At 41.1% G+C, this 17,418-nt stretch carries 13 protein-coding genes and 1 pseudogene; all 14 read left to right on the forward strand.

The genetic code is table 11. The annotated features are described in order from the left end of the window. The first annotated feature begins 78 nt into the window (after positions 1 to 78). The 14 genes and pseudogenes from KHQ31_RS00400 (at position 79) to KHQ31_RS07910 (ending at position 17,302) form a co-directional block, all read left to right on the forward strand. A complete protein-coding gene (locus tag KHQ31_RS00400) occupies positions 79 to 1,341 on the forward strand; it encodes a UDP-N-acetylglucosamine 1-carboxyvinyltransferase (protein WP_213409072.1) in 1,263 nt (420 codons plus the stop codon). Positions 1,342 to 1,576: 235 nt separating this feature from the next. Then, entirely contained in the window at positions 1,577 to 3,157 is a 1,581-nt protein-coding gene (locus tag KHQ31_RS00405; protein WP_319606730.1) for a DEAD/DEAH box helicase, read from the forward strand. A gap of 124 nt (positions 3,158 to 3,281) precedes the next feature. Next, complete coding sequence (gene acpS, locus KHQ31_RS07850; RefSeq protein WP_264336107.1) at positions 3,282 to 3,653, forward strand: holo-ACP synthase; 372 nt, start codon at positions 3,282 to 3,284, stop codon at positions 3,651 to 3,653. After that, complete coding sequence (alr, locus tag KHQ31_RS00410; RefSeq protein ID WP_264336106.1) at positions 3,643 to 4,779, forward strand: alanine racemase; 1,137 nt, start codon at positions 3,643 to 3,645, stop codon at positions 4,777 to 4,779. The genes acpS and alr overlap by 11 nt, the downstream gene beginning before the upstream one ends. A 40-nt stretch (positions 4,780 to 4,819) precedes the next feature. Next, positions 4,820 to 5,179, forward strand: coding sequence for a type II toxin-antitoxin system PemK/MazF family toxin (locus tag KHQ31_RS00415; protein WP_213409073.1), 360 nt, complete (start codon positions 4,820 to 4,822; stop codon positions 5,177 to 5,179). Between the two features lie 59 nt (positions 5,180 to 5,238). Beyond that, the gene (helD, locus tag KHQ31_RS00420) at positions 5,239 to 7,536 is read left to right on the forward strand and encodes an RNA polymerase recycling motor HelD (protein WP_213409074.1); all 2,298 of its coding nucleotides are present in this window, start codon (positions 5,239 to 5,241) and stop codon (positions 7,534 to 7,536) included. Between the two features lie 77 nt (positions 7,537 to 7,613). After that, on the forward strand, positions 7,614 to 8,630 hold the full coding sequence (gene trpS / locus KHQ31_RS00425; RefSeq protein WP_213409075.1) for a tryptophan--tRNA ligase: 1,017 nt from the start codon (positions 7,614 to 7,616) through the stop codon (positions 8,628 to 8,630). A 16-nt stretch (positions 8,631 to 8,646) separates the two neighbouring features. Further along, entirely contained in the window at positions 8,647 to 9,591 is a 945-nt protein-coding gene (locus KHQ31_RS00430) for a Ppx/GppA phosphatase family protein (RefSeq protein ID WP_213409076.1), read from the forward strand. A gap of 419 nt (positions 9,592 to 10,010) precedes the next feature. Next, entirely contained in the window at positions 10,011 to 12,632 is a 2,622-nt protein-coding gene (locus KHQ31_RS00435; protein ID WP_213409077.1) for an LPXTG cell wall anchor domain-containing protein, read from the forward strand. A gap of 285 nt (positions 12,633 to 12,917) precedes the next feature. Continuing rightward, positions 12,918 to 14,342, forward strand: a complete 1,425-nt coding sequence (gene pepV / locus KHQ31_RS00440; RefSeq protein WP_213409078.1) for a dipeptidase PepV — start codon at positions 12,918 to 12,920, stop codon at positions 14,340 to 14,342. Between the two features lie 146 nt (positions 14,343 to 14,488). Continuing rightward, positions 14,489 to 15,460: a DUF1002 domain-containing protein gene (locus KHQ31_RS00445; protein ID WP_213409079.1), complete on the forward strand. Its 972-nt coding sequence runs from the start codon at positions 14,489 to 14,491 to the stop codon at positions 15,458 to 15,460. An 85-nt stretch (positions 15,461 to 15,545) separates the two neighbouring features. Next, positions 15,546 to 16,109, forward strand: a complete 564-nt coding sequence (locus KHQ31_RS00450) for a guanylate kinase (protein ID WP_213409080.1) — start codon at positions 15,546 to 15,548, stop codon at positions 16,107 to 16,109. Positions 16,110 to 16,136: 27 nt separating this feature from the next. Continuing rightward, positions 16,137 to 16,511 (forward strand): hypothetical protein, encoded by a 375-nt coding sequence (locus KHQ31_RS00455; protein WP_213409081.1) that lies wholly within the window; start codon positions 16,137 to 16,139, stop codon positions 16,509 to 16,511. A 2-nt stretch (positions 16,512 to 16,513) separates the two neighbouring features. Next, a pseudogene (locus tag KHQ31_RS07910) lies at positions 16,514 to 17,302 on the forward strand (DUF6681 family protein). Positions 17,303 to 17,418 lie beyond the last annotated feature (116 nt).

The following is a 17,418-nucleotide window of genomic DNA, read 5'->3' on the forward strand; positions in this document are numbered from 1 at the left end:
ACACGCAATAATAGACAAAATAACACATGAAAGCCTAAACGGCGCGGACGGATGGTCTGCATTTAAGAGGATACACAAATGAAGAAGTTAGTTATTCGTGGCGGACGCCCGCTAAGTGGTGAAGTAACAATTGGAGGAGCAAAGAATTCAACAGTTGCGTTGATTCCTGCCTCAATCCTTTCGGAAGATCCAGTACGTTTTGACAATGTCCCTGATATCTTGGACGTACAAAACCTACAATTGATCATGGAGTCAATGAACGTTAAGTCTGATTTCACAGACGGTGTTTTGACTGTGGATCCAACACAAATCGTTGAAGCTGAATTGCCATCAACAGCAATCAAGAGCTTGCGTGCTTCATACTACTTCATGGGATCATTGTTGGGACGTTTTGGACGTGCTACTGTGACTTTCCCAGGTGGAGATAACATTGGCCCTCGCCCAATTGACCAACACATCAAGGGATTTGAAGCTTTGGGTGCAACAGTTACTGAAGAAAACGATACTGTACACATCGTTGCTGAAAATGGGCTAAAGGGTGCTCGCATCTTCTTGGACATGGTTTCAGTTGGCGCAACAATGAACATTATCTTGGCTGCGGTACATGCTCAAGGAACGACAATTTTGGAAAACGCCGCTAAGGAACCTGAAATTATTGACTTGGCTATGTTCTTGAACAACATGGGTGCTGATGTTCGTGGTGCTGGTACTGATGTGATCCGTATTACAGGTGTTGAACACTTGGGTTCACAATCAACACATACAATCATCCCAGACCGTATTGAAGCTGGAACTTATCTATCAATGGCTGCCGCACAAGGTGAAGGTGTCTTGGTTAAGAACATTATTCCAGAACACATGGAAGCATTTATTTCAAAGATGCTAGAAATGGGAATTGAACTTGATGTTCGTGATGACAGCATTTACGTGCCAGCATCAAAGAATTTGAAGCCAATCACAATCAAGACAGCGCCTTACCCAAGTTTTGCGACTGACTTGCAACAACCAATCACACCATTGTTGAGCCGCGCTGAAGGCGAAAGTAAGATTGTGGAAACAATCTACCCAGCCCGCACACGTCATATTCCTGAATTGAACAACATGGGGATGGTTATCGAATCAACAGAACCTGGTTTGATTACAATTGGACACACTGAAAACATGGAAGGATCAGTTGTTAAGGCTGCTGAAATTCGTGCAGGAATTGCTTTGGTAATTGCTGGATTGATGTCTGACGGTGAAACAGTTGTTGAAGATGCTGAACACGTGCTACGTGGTTACGAACGCATCATCGAAAAGTTAACTAACTTGAATGCAGATATTAAGATTGTTGAAGATTAATCTGCTTTTCAATAATAATTAAAAAAATTCTACCCAGAGCCCTAAGGTTCTGGGTTTTATTTTTCTTTGCGAAGTATTGATACTTGCAAAAACATATATATAAAGGTACACTAGTCAAGTTACAAAAAAATCGCTAAAGCAACTAAGCGCGTCACGGCACCGGATTGTGCTCAGCTTAGTTTGTTTATAAAAACTGTAGGACAATACACCCGGTATTGTCATCGGAGGAAAAATTTTGAAGTTTTCAGAGTTGGGTCTAACAAAGGACCTATTAACAGCCATTGAAAAGCAAGGCTATGAAGAAGCAACACCTATCCAAGAAAAGACTATTCCATTGACTTTGGATGGAAAAGACGTCATTGGTCAAGCCCAAACAGGTACTGGTAAGACAGCGGCCTTTGGTCTTCCAATCTTGGAAATGACTGATACGACAGATTCTAAGGTCCAAGCCTTGGTAGTATCACCTACACGTGAATTGGCAATCCAAACACAAGAAGAATTGTTCAAGTTGGGTCGCGAAAAGCGTGTTCGTGTACAAGCCGTCTTTGGTGGAGCTGACATCCGTCGTCAAATCAATGGTTTGCAACATGGTGCACACATTGTTGTGGGAACACCAGGTCGTTTGATCGACCACATCCGTCGTGGAACAATCGATTTGTCTGAAGTTAAGACATTGGTATTGGACGAAGCTGACGAAATGTTGAACATGGGATTCTTGGATGATATTGAAGCAATCTTGAAGGCAGTTCCTGACAAGCGTCAAACATTGCTATTCTCAGCAACTATGCCACCAGCTATCAAGCGTATCGGTGTGCAATTCATGAAGGATCCAGTTCACATTCAAATCGAAGCTAAGGAATTGACAACTGACTTGGTTGAACAATTCTACGTTCGCGTTAAGGAAAGTGAAAAGTTTGATGCTTTGACTCGTATCTTGGATGTTCAACAACCTAAGTTGGCAATCATGTTCGGTCGTACAAAGCGTCGTGTTGACGAATTGACTCGTGGTCTAGAACTACGTGGTTACAAGGCTGCCGGAATCCACGGTGACTTGACGCAACAAAAGCGTTCACAAGTGTTGAAGCAATTCAAGAACCACGAACTACGTATCTTGGTTGCAACTGACGTTGCTGCCCGTGGTTTGGACGTTTCTGGTGTTGACTTCGTTTACAACTTCGATATTCCACAAGAAGCAGAATCATACGTTCACCGTATTGGACGTACTGGTCGTGCCGGAGCCGAAGGTACTTCAGTAACATTCATCACTAGTGCTGAAATGGACTACTTGAAGGAAATCGAAAAGTTGACTAAGAAGCGTATGACACCTTTGAAGCCAGCTACTCTTGAAGAAGCAATTGCTGGACGTCTAGGTGCAGCTACTGATCGTGTTGATAAGTTGGTTAAGCGTGCTAACGTAAGCTTGGCAGAAGACCAAATCAACGCATTGACTGAAAAGTACGATGCACAAACTTTGGCGGCAGCCCTATTGGGTGCTGTTGCTGACATCTCAGACATGGAAGCCCCAGTGACTCTATCACACGAACGTCCATTGCCACGTAAGCGTGGTGGTAACGGTGGTGGTCGCGGTGGTTACCGTGGTGGAAACCGTGGTGGCGGACGTCGCGAAGGTGGAAACCGTGAAGGTGGTCGTGGTGGTTACCGTGGTGGCCGTCGTGAAGGCGGAAACCGTGAAGGTGGTCGTGGTGGATCATCACGTCGCGAAGGTGGAAACCGTAATGGTGGATCATCACGTCGTGAAGGTGGAAACGGTGGACAACGTCGTTCACGTGATTTCGTAATCCGTAACAACGATTAATATAAAATTGAGAAAACTTGGGCATTTTGGTGCCTGGGTTTTTTTGTTTGTCTTGAGAATTTCAGGGTAAATAATGCCACAGATAAACGGCGGTATAGTATAATCGACATAGAGGGAAAATGTCATGATTTTAGGACACGGAGTAGATGTTCAGTCAATTGAAGCTGTGACGGCAGTGGTGGCACGTCGAGAACGATTCGCTGCTACGATTTTAACGCCGGCTGAGATGGCACTCTATGAACAAAAAAAAGGTAAACATCAAAATGAGTTTTTAACGGGACGTTTTTCTGTTAAGGAAGCGTTTAGTAAAGCGGTTGGAACTGGTATGAGCCAAGGACTAGGTTGGCATGATTTAGAAATTGTCACTGGTCCGGCCGGTGAACCAGTGTTTACACAATATCCGAATAAATCAAAGATGCGTGTGCATGTTTCAATTTCACATAGTGCAGACACGGTCTTTTCCTCAGTAATCTTGGAGCAAGCAAATGAAAATTAATGAAATGATGGATGCGCCAATTGCTGTGCATCGCCCGACTTGGCTAGAGATATCTGAATCGGCATTAATCCACAATATCAAATATGTACGAGAATTAACTGGTGCAAAGCGTTTCTGTGCAGTTGTTAAAGCAAATGCTTATGGACATGGGTTGGCACAAGTTGTACCCGCAGCCTTGAAAGCAGGAGCGGATTGTTTGGCAGTTGCAACGATGGATGAGGGTATTTGGTTACGTAAAGCCGGAGTTGTTGAACCTATTTTTGTGCTGGGGATTACTGAAGCAAGGGATGCAGAATTACTTGCTGAAAACAAATTGATTCCAGCGGTGTCAACGTTAGACTGGCTACTACAAGCGAATGAAGTGCTAGGTGCGGATGTTAAACTTGAAGTCGCGTTGGTAGTTGATACAGGAATGGGACGAATTGGTTTTACTGATAATGATTTGTTATTGGATGCAACAGAGTGGGTGAATGCCTCTGACAAGATGCGCATCCAATCAGTTTGGACACACTTTGCAACTGCAGATGAAACAAGTGATACATACTTCCAACAACAATTAGCAACTTGGCATGAACGCGTGGATCGGTTGCCGCTGGCAGATGATGTATGGCATCACTTAGCGAATTCAGCAACGTCGTTGTGGCATGAACAACCAAGTGAAGACATGATCCGTGTGGGAGCGGCAATTTACGGGTTTGATGCATCACAAGGCGCATTGCCAAACCGTGATTTAAAGCCAGTTATGAGTCTCAAGTCAAAGTTAGTACATGTCAAACATGTTCCGGCTGGAACGTCTATCTCATATGGTGCAACGTACACAACTGATGTAGACGAATGGATTGGTACTTTGCCAATTGGCTATGCAGATGGTTATCGTCGTGCCTTGCAAGGTGGTTATGTACTATTGCCAGATGGACGTCATGCAGAAGTTGTTGGCCGTATCGCAATGGACCAAATGATGATTAAATTACCTGAATCGTTACCCGTGGGGACGGAGGTTACGCTATTAGGGCAAGTAGCAGGCCAGACGATTCGCTTGGAAGATTTAGCAACGGAATTGAACACAATTCCATATGAAATCGCAACAAGCATGGCGCAACGTTTGGAACGTCGTGTCGTTAAATAATATTGAGTAGAGTCAATCAGAAGTATCAGGAGTTAGTGGGATGGGAAAGCAAGTAGAAGTAAAACGTGGAGATGTATTCTTCATTAATCTAGATCCGGTCGTTGGATCTGAACAAGGTGGACAACGTCCAGCCGTGATTATTCAAAATAATGTCGGTAACCGTTATTCACCAACTGTGATTGTTGCACCAGTCACAGCACGTATTTCAAAACCAAAAATGCCAACACACGTGGCATTGCCAGCAGAAACGAAATTAACAGGAATTAATCGTAACTCTGTTATTTTGTGTGAACAAATTCGTACAATTGACAAGCAACGTCTGCAAGATAAGATTGGGATGTTACCGGGGAAAATTGTTAATGAATTGAACAAGGCAATTGCGGTAAGTGTGAGCTTATAAACAATAAAAGGTATTGGGGAACCGATACCTTTTTTACATACCTTCGAAAGGAGCTAACAATGGAAGAACAAGAATGGCAGTTTGAACGACAACGCTTAGAGGTTGTTAACGAAGAGCTTGCGACACAATTAATTGATAGTGAATTAGAATATGAAAAAGCACATGCTGAAACGAGTGCCGTTGAACGTAACTATGGTGCTAATACTTCTATCAATACGATGGAAGAAGACGACACGATGGAAACGAACGCTGAAATTCAACAGCAACGTAATATCGTGGCGCGAGTTACTGAAACAGAAAATATTATGCAAAAAAAGTTGATGACTTTGAAGACGTTGACTGGAAGTCCGTACTTTGGCCGTGTTAACTTGGTCGAAGATGGGTACAAAGAAAAGTTATACATTGGATTAGCATCACTACAAGGAGAAGATGGAGACTTTTTAATTAACGATTGGCGTGCGCCGATTAGTGGAGTTTACTACAATGGTGTGCTTGGTAAGGTCACGTACCCAACACCAATGGGTGAACAAGAAGCGTTTTTAGAAAAGAAACGCCAATTTACGATTGAAGATGGCGAAATCATCAATATGTTCGATACAGATGTCACGATTGGTGACGAGATGTTGCAATATACATTAGGACAACAAAATGATGACACAATGCATAATATTGTGGCGACGATTCAACAAGAACAAAATCGCATTATTCGTGATACAGAAAGTAATTTGTTGGTCGTGCAAGGTGTGGCTGGCTCAGGTAAAACATCTGCAATTTTGCAACGTATTGCCTTTTTGTTATTTCATGCTCGTGAAGAATTGAATTCCGATCAAATCGTCTTGTTCTCACCAAATCGTTTATTCTCAAGTTATATCGCGGACGTTTTGCCATCATTGGGAGAACGTAATATGCGCCAAGTGACTTTGCATGAATTCTTGAGTGCACGTTTGCAAGGGTTGCAAGTCCAGACTCTGTTTGAACGTTATGAACATGCAGATGAAAAAGTGCAAGAAAAGCGTCAGGCAATGACTGAAGCAATTGAAGCGCCTGAATTGTATGATGCATTAGTTGATTACTTGGATAAGTTAGCACCAGAAAAAGTGCACTTTAGTGATATTTACTTTGAAGATGAAGTTTGGTTCAGTGCAGAAGAGTTCCAAACAATCTTTGCGTCATTCCCAGCTGCTTATTCATTCGTCGAGCGTATGAAGATGACGCAAGAAGCATTCCTTGAAACTTTAACAGCGCAATATGCGGAATTGATTCATGAAGATTGGGTGGAGTTAGGATTAGATGGGCTAACAGATCATGAGTATCAGGCCTTTCGCTTAGATGAAAATGGTGATGTGCCGGACGATGAAGATAGTCATGGTATTCACGAAGAAGTTGCGCAACGTTATGTGACTGAGCGCTTACGTCCAGTCGACGACGCTGTTTATAATTTTGCGTTTGTGGATGTTTACGCGCAATATGCGGAATTCCTAACAGCGCTTGGTGAACAAGGCTATCGAGATATTCCGGATTCATGGTGGTCAGTTAAGGCGGATCGATATAGTCAACAATTAGAATTGCACAAGATTGATTATGAGGATGCAATTCCGGTTTTGTACTTACGTGATTTGATGACTGGAGCTGGAACGAATCAATACATGCAATACATTTTCGTGGATGAGATGCAAGACTACACGCAATTGCAAATGTTGTATCTAAAGCACGCATTCCCACGTGCGAAATTCACGTTGTTAGGCGATGCCGAACAAGCGTTATTCCGTGCGGTAGAAACACCAAAAGAATTGTTAGCTAAATATGAACATATTTTTGGTAACCAACGGGTCAGTTTTATTCAGTTGAATAAGTCTTACCGATCAACAACTGAAATTATGGACTTTGCGAAAGCGTTATTACCAGATGGAGATGAGATTGTAAGTTTTGAGCGTCATGGTTTGAAGCCTACGCTACAAGAAACATCAAGCGATGAAATGCCAAAGGTGTTGCAAGAAACACTAGCAGATATCCAAACACGCCAACAAACGGTTGCGATTGTAACCAAGACACAAAAAGACGCGCATATTGTTGGCGAATATCTACGTCGCTTTGAAATTGGGCATCAGGTCATTGAGAATGAAGATCGCACACGTGATGAACACATTCTTGTTTTGCCAATTTACTTGGCTAAGGGATTGGAATTTGATGCTGTGATTGGTTATGACGTATCAGCAGAAAACTATCCTGATGATGAATCAGTTGGTTTGTTGTACACATTGGCCTCACGTGCCATGCACGAGTTGCATTTAATTGCCCAAGGGACACCAACTCCATTGCTAGAAACAGTCATGTCTTTTGTGACTAAAGTGAAATAAGCGTTGAGATTAGTTGTGAAAACTCTTACAATAATAGAGACTAGTAACACATAACAAGGCATGAAAAGGATGATATCATGACAGAAAAAAAGGTACTACTAACGGGAGACCGTCCAACAGGTAAGCTACACTTGGGCCACTATGTTGGTTCATTGAAGAACCGTGTTGCCATGCAAGATGCTGGTGAATACAACCCATTCATTATGATTGCCGATAAGCAAGCATTCACAGATAATGCACGTGACCCTGAAAAGGTGCACAACTCTGTTTTAGAAGTTGCACTAGACTATTTGGCAGTTGGAATTGATCCAACTAAGTCTACTATCTTCATTCAAACAGCGGTGCCTGCTTTGTCAGAATTGACAGAATACTTCTTGAACTTGGTAACAATTGCGCGTTTGCAACGAAACCCAACTGTGAAGGCAGAAATCCAACAAAAGGGATTCGGAAGCTCAATCCCAGCTGGATTCTTCACATACCCAGTTTCTCAAGCAGCAGACATCGCTTTGTTTAAGGGTCAAGTTGTTCCTGTAGGGGATGACCAAGAACCAATGATTGAACAAACACGTGAAATCATCCGTACATTCAATAACTACTACGGAGACATTTTGGTGGAACCTGAAGGTGTATTCCCCCCTAAGGGACACGGTCGTATTCCAGGACTTGATGGGAACGCCAAGATGTCAAAGTCATTGGGTAACGCGATTTACCTATCAGATGATGAAGATACTTTGTGGGCAAAGGTTAAGTCAATGTACACAGACCCAACACATATTCGTGTTGAAGATCCTGGGCACGTTGAAGGGAACATGGTCTTTGAATACCTTGATATCTTTGATGAAGACAAGGAAACAGTTGCTGATTTGAAGGCACAATACCAAGCGGGTGGTTTGGGAGACATGAAGATCAAGAAGTACTTGTTTGAGGTGTTGAATAAGCAACTTACACCAATTCGCGAACGTCGTATGGAATTGGCTAAGGATCCAGAAGCTGTGATGCAAATCTTGGCTGAAGGGTCAGAAAAAGCACGTGCCGCTGCAGAAGTAACAATGCAAGAAGTACGTACTGCAATGGGAATTAACTACTGGAATTAAAGTAAGGATAAATGACATGGGAAGTTATTTAGCAATAGTAGATTTGGGTTCCAATTCAACGCGAATGGTTGTTGAAGAACTGCAAGCTAACGGTGAGTATCGCGAACTAAAGCGTCGCAAGATTGATACACGCTTAGCTGAGGGGATGCAAGAGAATGCGGGTGCCTTAACTAAAGAGGCGATGAACCGTGTCTTAGATGCCTTACGTGAATTTCAAGAAGTCTATCAACAATATCCAGATGTCCAAGTTCGAGGTATTGCAACCGCTGCAGTGCGTGAAGCAACTAATCAGGCAGAGTTCTTAGACTTTGTTAAGTCAGCCATTGGATTAGATATTCAAGTTTTGAGTGGTGATAAAGAAGCCTACTATGATTACTTAGGTGTAACGACGTCCCTACCAGACATCCATAATGCATGGTTGTTAGATACGGGTGGTGCCAGTGTTGAGTTGGTCGAAATTATTGATCAAAATGATGCACATAGCACAAGTTTACCGTTTGGGGCCGTTAATTTATCTGAACGATTTAATCTGGATCAAGAAGTCACAGATTTATCTGCCGTTGAATTAGCGATGCAATCAGTGCAACGCCAATACTTTGAATTGGGCTGGCTTACGAATGAAGTTAATCGTCCAGTAGTTTTGCTGGGTGGTGCAAATCGGGTGTTAGCTCGTATGGATCGTCAACGTAAAGGGTTACCAAATACCAGTGATTTCCATGGTTATCGAATGCAAGCCTCTGATATTGTAGAAATCTTCAAAGAAATGGTGTTGATTCCACGTTCAGAACGACAAGTCCTCCTTAATAAGGATGCCAATCGAGCAGATATTATGTTGGGTGGGCTAGTGCCGTTAGTTGTGTTGTTGAATCAGACGAATGCAACTGAAGTGTTATTTTCATCTTCGGGTGTTCGAGAAGGGTTGCTTCAAGAATATCGTAAACAAGATAAACATATTCATTAATGAAAAGCTGTAACGAGAAATCGTTATGGCTTTTTTGTTATGTGGGTATTTGAGTGAACTAATGTTGGTCATTAGGCTTGCAAATATTGTTAGTCGGTATAACGTTTTACCTTTAAAAATGTACACGCAATTAAAATATATAAGAGATTTCAATCTGTATCTTTGAAACGTTTTACAAGTCTAGATGATGAGGAAAAATATGTAAAAATATATTATAGGGGCTAAACTAAATAAGGGCGCGCATTTGTGAATACAAATGCGCTTTTTTTTGTAAATCAAAAAAAGGGATGCTGGTGTGGTGAAGAAATGTAAGTTAATTTAGAACATGTTCTTCTTTATATCAGACGGAAGACATCAAAAAGTGTAATAAATTAATGTATAAACAATTTGAAAGTTAAACAGAAAGCGAGGGGATTACAATGGTTAAAAAAGCAGTGCAAATGATGACGTTTATGATGATGGTTGTTTTTGGAATGTTTATCGGTGGTCATGTAGAAGCGAATGTTGTAGATGCAACACCATTCGTTGATACCATCACAACAACTAATAAGGAATTCTACCCTCGCGAAACTGGAGATATTGCAATTAACTTTAGTGAAAAGAATGGGCATCGTTTCCATCCAGGGGATGAACTAGTATTTCGTATTCCTAAAGAACTAAAAGGGTTCTCACAAAAGATGTGGTTAGAAGACTTTGCACAAGTTCGAGTTGAGAATGGGCGTGTATCTGTAAAGTTTACAGGTAAGGTTCAGGGCCGTACTAAGATTACAGGGCAAGTTAAGTTTGGTGTTAAGGGATCAGAAGAGGTCCCTCGTGGAAGCAAGCAAACAATCCCATTGCATTTGGGTACAGGAGTTGCTAACTACCCACAAGTCGTCGTAAACGGTTATCAAGCTGATACAGGTGTTGTACAAGAAGCATCTGATTTCGCCTACAAGGGTGGAAATGTAAATGATAATGATGTGCGCTTAATTGATTGGTATGTGGTTGTTAACCCAAACAATGCCAAGATGAGTGACGACGTAACTGTACGTGACTCATTGGGGTTTGGTCATGAAATTGTGCCAGGATCAATTAAGTTAGGTAATGAAACGATTAATGCAAGTCACGGAACATTAAAAGCTGACAAGCACTCATTCACATTGACTTTGAAGAAAGACTACGTGAATGGTCGTGGGGTAGGTGTTTACTACCAAACACGTTTGACTGCTGGTGGAGAAAAGAACAAGACGCTAACAAATGCGTTTACAACAGATTATCAAATTGCTGGACGACCAAAGAATAGTATCTCTGGAACGGCTAAAGTAACAAATGTCTTGATGTCTGGTTCAATTAATGGTGAATTCGAACAATTGCATGCAGAAGAATTGGAAGAAGTTAACCAAGACGAATCACAACGTGTCACACCAATTGAAGATGTTGTTTCTGATAAGGCAACTGAATCAGTTCAAGAAAACAAGGCAACTAACAAAGCGACAAAGAACCAAGTTGAAGTACACGTTGAAACACGTGTTGAAGATATCTTGGATGAATCAAGCGAATTGGGAACAATCGAAGAGATTGTGACTGACAAAGCAGAAGAATCAGAAGTAGAAGATAACATGACTGGTGTAGTGGAAACACAACAACCAGAAATGCATGTGAATGTCGTTGAAGAAGACAACACAGATGAAGCTGAAGAACTAGGAACAGTGGAAGAAATCATCACTGACAAGGCTGAAGTGACAGAAGTGGAAGACAACATGACTGGTGTAGTAGAAACGCAACAACCAGAAGTACACGTGAATGTCGTTGAAGAAGACAACACAGACGAAGCTGAAGAACTAGGAACAGTGGAAGAAATCATCACTGACAAGGCTGAAGTGACAGAAGTGGAAGACAACATGACTGGTGTAGTAGAAACACAACAACCAGAAATGCATGTGAATGTCGTTGAAGAAGACAACACAGATGAAGCTGAAGAACTAGGAACAGTGGAAGAAATCATTACTGACAAGGCTGAAGTGACAGAAGTAGAAGACAACATGACTGGTGTAGTGGAAACGCAACAACCAGAAGTACACGTGAATGTCGTTGAAGAAGACAACACAGATGAAGCTGAAGAACTAGGAACAGTGGAAGAAATCATTGCTGACAAGGCTGAAGTGACAGAAGTAGAAGACAACATGACTGGTGTAGTGGAAACGCAACAACCAGAAGTGCACGTCAACGTCGTTGAAGAAGACAACACAGATGAAGCTGAAGAACTAGGAACAGTGGAAGAAATCATCACTGACAAGGCTGAAGTGACAGAAGTAGAAGACAACATGACTGATGTAGTGGAAACGCAACAACCAGAAGTACACGTGAATGTCGTTGAAGAAGACAACACAGACGAAGCTGAAGAACTAGGAACAGTAGAAGAAATCATCACTGACAAGGCTGAAGTAACAGAAGTAGAAGACCACATGACTGGTGTAGTAGAAACGCAACAACCAGAAGTGCATGTGAAAGTCGTTGAAGAAGACGTTGTTGATGAATCAAACGAATTGGAAACAATTGAAGAAATTGTAACTGATAAAGCTGAAAAAAACGTAGAAGGATCAAATGGATCAAATCCAACAGGAAATGTTGCACAAAAGATTCCGGAAACACATACTGAACTAGAAGTTCAAGAAGAAGTTCAAGAAGAAGTTCAAGAAGAAGTTCAAGAAGAAGTTCAAGAAGAAGTTCAAGAAGAAGTTCAAGAAGAAGTTCAAGAAGAAGTTCAAGAAGAAGTTCAAGAAGAAGTTTTGCCTGAAATCCGTAGCATGCCGGTTTTGCCTATGTATAAAGAGGCAGAACCTGTTGAAGAGACGACATTGATTGAAACGGCTGACACAACAAAAATTTCAAATCAAGATGACGTAGAAGTAAAGCGAAATGCAAAAGACGTTGTTATGAATGTTTCAACTGAAGAGTTACCAAAAACTGGATCATCAAATAACAAGTTAGTTGCCATTTTAGGTGTCATTTTGATGGTATTAGCTGCATTCATGATTCGCCCGCGTTCAGGTAAATAAGCTGATAAATTGATATCGCGGATTAGGCAAAACAACATAGTAGTAAATTACACATAAGAGATTATGTGACACATATTTAAAGACCTTGGTGAGCTTATCTCATCAAGGTCTTTTTGCTCATGTAATGATGGGAAAGGATTGAGTGTACGCTTTGTGGGTCGAGGGGAGTCTTTGTTTGGAAGTGGGTGTTGAAAAATAATGTTTGTGCAACTTTGATCACAAAATATAGTTATTTAAAAAACAAATGCTATAATAGTATCTAATTAAAAGATGGAGGCGAATGTTATGACAACAGAACAAGGTAAGTGGTTATCAAATTCTTTGAAGTATGAAGATGCTTTACTAACAGATTTGAAGGAAATGTTGGCAATTAAGTCAGTTCGTGATGATGCGGCTGCAACTGAATTGGCACCATTGGGACCTGGTCCAGCTGAAGCATTGGAAAAGTTCATTGCATTTTCAAAGCGTGATGGGTTCCGTACAGGAATGTACAAGAACCTGGTTGCATATGCAGAATTGGGACCTGAAGATGCAGAAGAATCAGTAGCGGTTATTGGTCACTTGGACGTTATGCCGGCTGGAGATGGCTGGACAAAGGAACCGTTTGAACCAACTATTGAAGATGGACGTCTATACGCTCGTGGAGCAGCGGATGATAAGGGACCAACTTTCACAGCCTACTACGCAATGAAGATGCTTAAAGATATGGAAGTGCCTTTGAAGCGTAAGATTGTTTTCGTCGTTGGGATTGACGAAGAATCAGACTGGACTGGAATGGACGAATTCTTTGAAGAATACGGTCAACCAACAATGGGATTCTCACCTGACGCGGAATTCCCAATTATCAATGGTGAAAAGGGAAACGTTTCTGTTGTAACTCGCTTTAGCGGTGAAAACGGAGATGATGATCAATTGATTTCATTCACTGCCGGAGAACGTCCTAACATGGTACCCGGAACTGCGGTTGCCGTTGTGAAGACTGCTCATGCAGCAGAAATGGTTTCAGCAATGGAAGCTTACTTGGCAGCGGAAACACGTGTAAAGGGTGAAGCGGCGATTGATGGTGATCAAGTAACGTTCAAGTTCTTTGGACGTCAAGTTCACGGAGCTAAGCCTGAAACAGGATTGAACGCGGGGACTTTCTTGGCTAACTTCTTGAAGGACCAATCATTTGGTGCAGACGCAGCTGGCTTCTTGGCATTGCTAGGAGATAAGCTACATGATGACACATTGGCTACTAAGATTGGGGCAGCAACACATGATGAATTGATGGGAGATCTATCAATGAACGTGGGTATTCAACGTTTTGCAGCTAATGAAGATGGCTTTATCGATGCCAACTTCCGTTACCCACAAAATATCACTGCTGAACAAATCGAAGCTGATTTGAAAGATGCATTGCCAGCTAAGTTTGCGGCAAGTGTAAGTATTGAAGGTCACGGAATGATTCCTCATTACGTACCAGGTGACGATCCACTAGTTGAAACACTACTACGTGTTTACCGTGAACAAACAGGTTTGCCAGCCGGCGAACTGGTTATCGGTGGTGGAACATTCGGACGTTTGTTGAAGCGAGGAGTCGCATTTGGTGCAATGTTTGAAGGTGTACCAGATACTATGCACCAAGCTGACGAATTCTACCCAGTAGCAGATTTGACACGTTCAATGTCAATCTTTGCACAATCAATGAATGATTTAGCTAATTACTAAAAATCATTATTTATCCCAAAACAGGGATAAATAAATGCTTAAAAGACCACGGAATCCCAAGGGTTTGTGGTCTTTTTTTATGAGCTTTTTAAGGCGTAAACTGCTACAATTAGTTTAAATAATCAAAAAAATCAGGGGGAACCGGCATGTGGAAAAAGGTGGGGACAATCGCATTAGTGGCTGTGTTGATTAGTAGTTTTGTCGGAATGAATTCAGTGTCAGCGATGACAACGGGAGAACAACAACACGCACTAAAGCAACCATATGTTGTATATGGAGCAGCAGCGCAACAAAAACATCAAATTGCCCAAACGTTAGGGGTAACATCTAACTACACACAATTAACAACGAAAGGTGTTGATGGAGCGTATTTAGGCTTACAAGGTGTGGCGGACAGCGTTATGATCAGTTCAGTTGCGCTAGCGCCCGGGAATGAAGGTGCAGGAAATTTAGTTAACATTGAATCTTTTGAAGGTAAGAATAATATCACGCAAGTGACAGCACAACAATACGCTATGGCTGCAACAATGGCGGGTGTAAAAGATGTTGTTATTACTGTTACTGCTAACTCACCTGTATCTGGTGAAGCCGCATTAGCGGGGGTATATAAAGCACTGGAAGCAGATGGTGTAGCATTGGATAATGATAATACTACAGCTGCAAACAATGTCTTATCATCAACATCTGAAGCGATTGCGGAAAATGCGGGTGATAAAAAATATGCTGGTAAGTTGACATCTGCTGTTACTGAAACAACTGGGGAAGTAGCCAAAGAGAAACAAGATGGAAAGAATGTCACAATCAATGTCATTATTGATAAATTGATTATTAATTTGGATAAACAAGGCATTAAAGATCAAACAAATGATATGCACATTACGGCAATTGCAAACTCAATCCAACTAGTGAATAACGCGCCTATATCTGAATCTGCTGATTTTGTTAAAACAACTAGTCAGTTAGCCGATACATTGTCAAAATCAGCTGGTGATTTAATGGCAAAGGCAAAAGATTTTGCAAACTCACAAGATGCAAAAGAAGTCGCTAACTGGTTTACAATTCATATCTGGGAGCCAATTAAGAATTTCTTTAGTGGATTGTTTGGCGGTAATGAGTAATTGAAAAAATGTGATATCCTATTGGTGACAATAGGATATTTTTATTAGTCAGTGGATAACTGATTTGGAAAGAAGAGGAATACGCGTGCAACGTCGAGTCTTTGTAGTAACAGGGAATACAGGAACTGGGAAAACGACTGTAACTAAGTACCTAAATGAATTTTATGAAATGCCTAAAGTTATCACACATACAACGCGCCCGCCACGTGAAGGGGAAGAAGATGGTGTGGACTACTATTTTGAATCAAATGATTCATTTGATAAAAATCATTATTTAGAGTCAGTAAGTTATAGTGGTTACCGTTACGGTTCGTCTATCGAAGGGTTAGAACGTGCCTGGGAAAAGAATCAATTGATCACCATTGTATTAGATCCATTAGGTGCAGTAACTTATTTGCAAGATTTACCTGAAGGTGAAGTGGTATTGATTTATTTAGACGTGACAGAGCGTTCTGATTTATTGCAGCGGTTAGAGAAGCGTGGTGATGATGTGTCCGTCATTGCACAACGCTTAAATAGCGATGAGTACCAACGTGATTTGATGATGTTACCAGCTTTGAAAGAAAAGGCGCATGTCGTCATGAATGATGATTGGGAATTGGCTAAACAAGCTGTGGATAAAATTGTACAAGAAACTATTCGTTTGTAACGAAGAAGTACAGAAAAGAGGTGTCACATGAAAAAAAGAACTCCCTCGTTTATAACGCCAGTGGCATTATTGTCATTGATTATCGCGCTAAGCGCTGGAAATGCGGTCGTAAACGTATCAACAAATACACATAATGGTGCACCTAAAGAAGAATCTAAGGTGGAATCTAGTTCATCTAGTGTGGTGTCAAGCTCAAGCGAAATTAGTTCAAGTAGTGAAACGTCTACTTCAATAAGTTCTGAAAAAACGTCTACTTCTGAATCTAACTCGCAAGAAACATCAAGTAGTACTAGCAATCGTGAAGAAAGTACAGAATCTAGTGAAGCTAGTTCATCAGTGAAAGAGCCTACAGAATCAAGTTCCTCAGAGACAAAATCTAACGTAAATAAGGCGGTGAATTAATTATGTTTTCACTATTAGATTTATTTAACAGTTACTTCAGTGTCTTTAATGTCAACTCGCGGTTAAAGGGACGTATTTATACGATTATCGATTTCTTTGGTGTCAGCTATTTGATGTACTTAACATGGTCATATTTAAAAAATCATGCATATGCCCAAGGGGGATTAATTGGGTTGGCAACTGTAGTGATTCTATATATCGCACTAATTAACTTCGTCTATTATTTTACAAACAAATCGGTTAAGTGGGATATTTCACCGCTGTTTGCAAAGTATGTGGCTAATCCAGATGCAGCGACTGGGAACAATGTCCAATATGTGCCTGCTAGTGGACTATATCATTCTGAAGATGTATTACCTGCCTTTGTAGTGTCAAAAAACGAAGATCAGGAACGTTTACGTCAATTAGTGTCTCAAATGCGAAATCGCGGATTGATTGAAGATGTCTTTGAAGATCTTTCGGATAAAGAGTAAATTCAAGTTTTGAAAAAAGGACAAAAATTCGTATATGCGAACGATCGGATAGATTTACCGTATTATCGTTTGCAAAAAAACGGAAATCACTTAGTGGTCATGGGTGGTATGAATGAAATGCAAGCGCAACAAATTGGTATTGTAGAACAAGTTGGATTGCAACCAATTGCAGCTGCAATGAAGCAATACGACTTTTATATCGCAACAGCAGGTATAACTGGTGGTATAGCGCATGAAATGGGGCGAAATGGGCTTTCTGTCGTACATTTGCCTTACCAATTAAAAGTAGAATTAGCTTACAAAACAAAGGAAGTCTAACTGTATAGTTAGGCTTTTTTTATTAGAAGTGCATGTAAACTTATATTACATACTGATTGACAATGTTCGGTTTTTTGACTACCATTGGGTAAAGTTCGCTGGAAACCTAACAGAAC

It is taken from the genome of Weissella ceti (assembly GCF_018394055.1).
Classification (GTDB): domain Bacteria; phylum Bacillota; class Bacilli; order Lactobacillales; family Lactobacillaceae; genus Weissella; species Weissella ceti.

Coding starts and splice junctions, on each gene's coding strand:
- helD (WP_213409074.1), top strand. CDS start 5,239: ATGGAAGAACAAGAATGGCAGTTTGAACGACAACGCTTAGAGGTTGTT.
- KHQ31_RS00435 (WP_213409077.1), top strand. CDS start 10,011: ATGGTTAAAAAAGCAGTGCAAATGATGACGTTTATGATGATGGTTGTT.
- KHQ31_RS00400 (WP_213409072.1), top strand. CDS start 79: ATGAAGAAGTTAGTTATTCGTGGCGGACGCCCGCTAAGTGGTGAAGTA.
- KHQ31_RS00455 (WP_213409081.1), top strand. CDS start 16,137: ATGAAAAAAAGAACTCCCTCGTTTATAACGCCAGTGGCATTATTGTCA.
- KHQ31_RS00415 (WP_213409073.1), top strand. CDS start 4,820: ATGGGAAAGCAAGTAGAAGTAAAACGTGGAGATGTATTCTTCATTAAT.
- trpS (WP_213409075.1), top strand. CDS start 7,614: ATGACAGAAAAAAAGGTACTACTAACGGGAGACCGTCCAACAGGTAAG.
- acpS (WP_264336107.1), top strand. CDS start 3,282: ATGATTTTAGGACACGGAGTAGATGTTCAGTCAATTGAAGCTGTGACG.
- KHQ31_RS00445 (WP_213409079.1), top strand. CDS start 14,489: ATGTGGAAAAAGGTGGGGACAATCGCATTAGTGGCTGTGTTGATTAGT.
- alr (WP_264336106.1), top strand. CDS start 3,643: ATGAAAATTAATGAAATGATGGATGCGCCAATTGCTGTGCATCGCCCG.
- pepV (WP_213409078.1), top strand. CDS start 12,918: ATGACAACAGAACAAGGTAAGTGGTTATCAAATTCTTTGAAGTATGAA.
- KHQ31_RS00430 (WP_213409076.1), top strand. CDS start 8,647: ATGGGAAGTTATTTAGCAATAGTAGATTTGGGTTCCAATTCAACGCGA.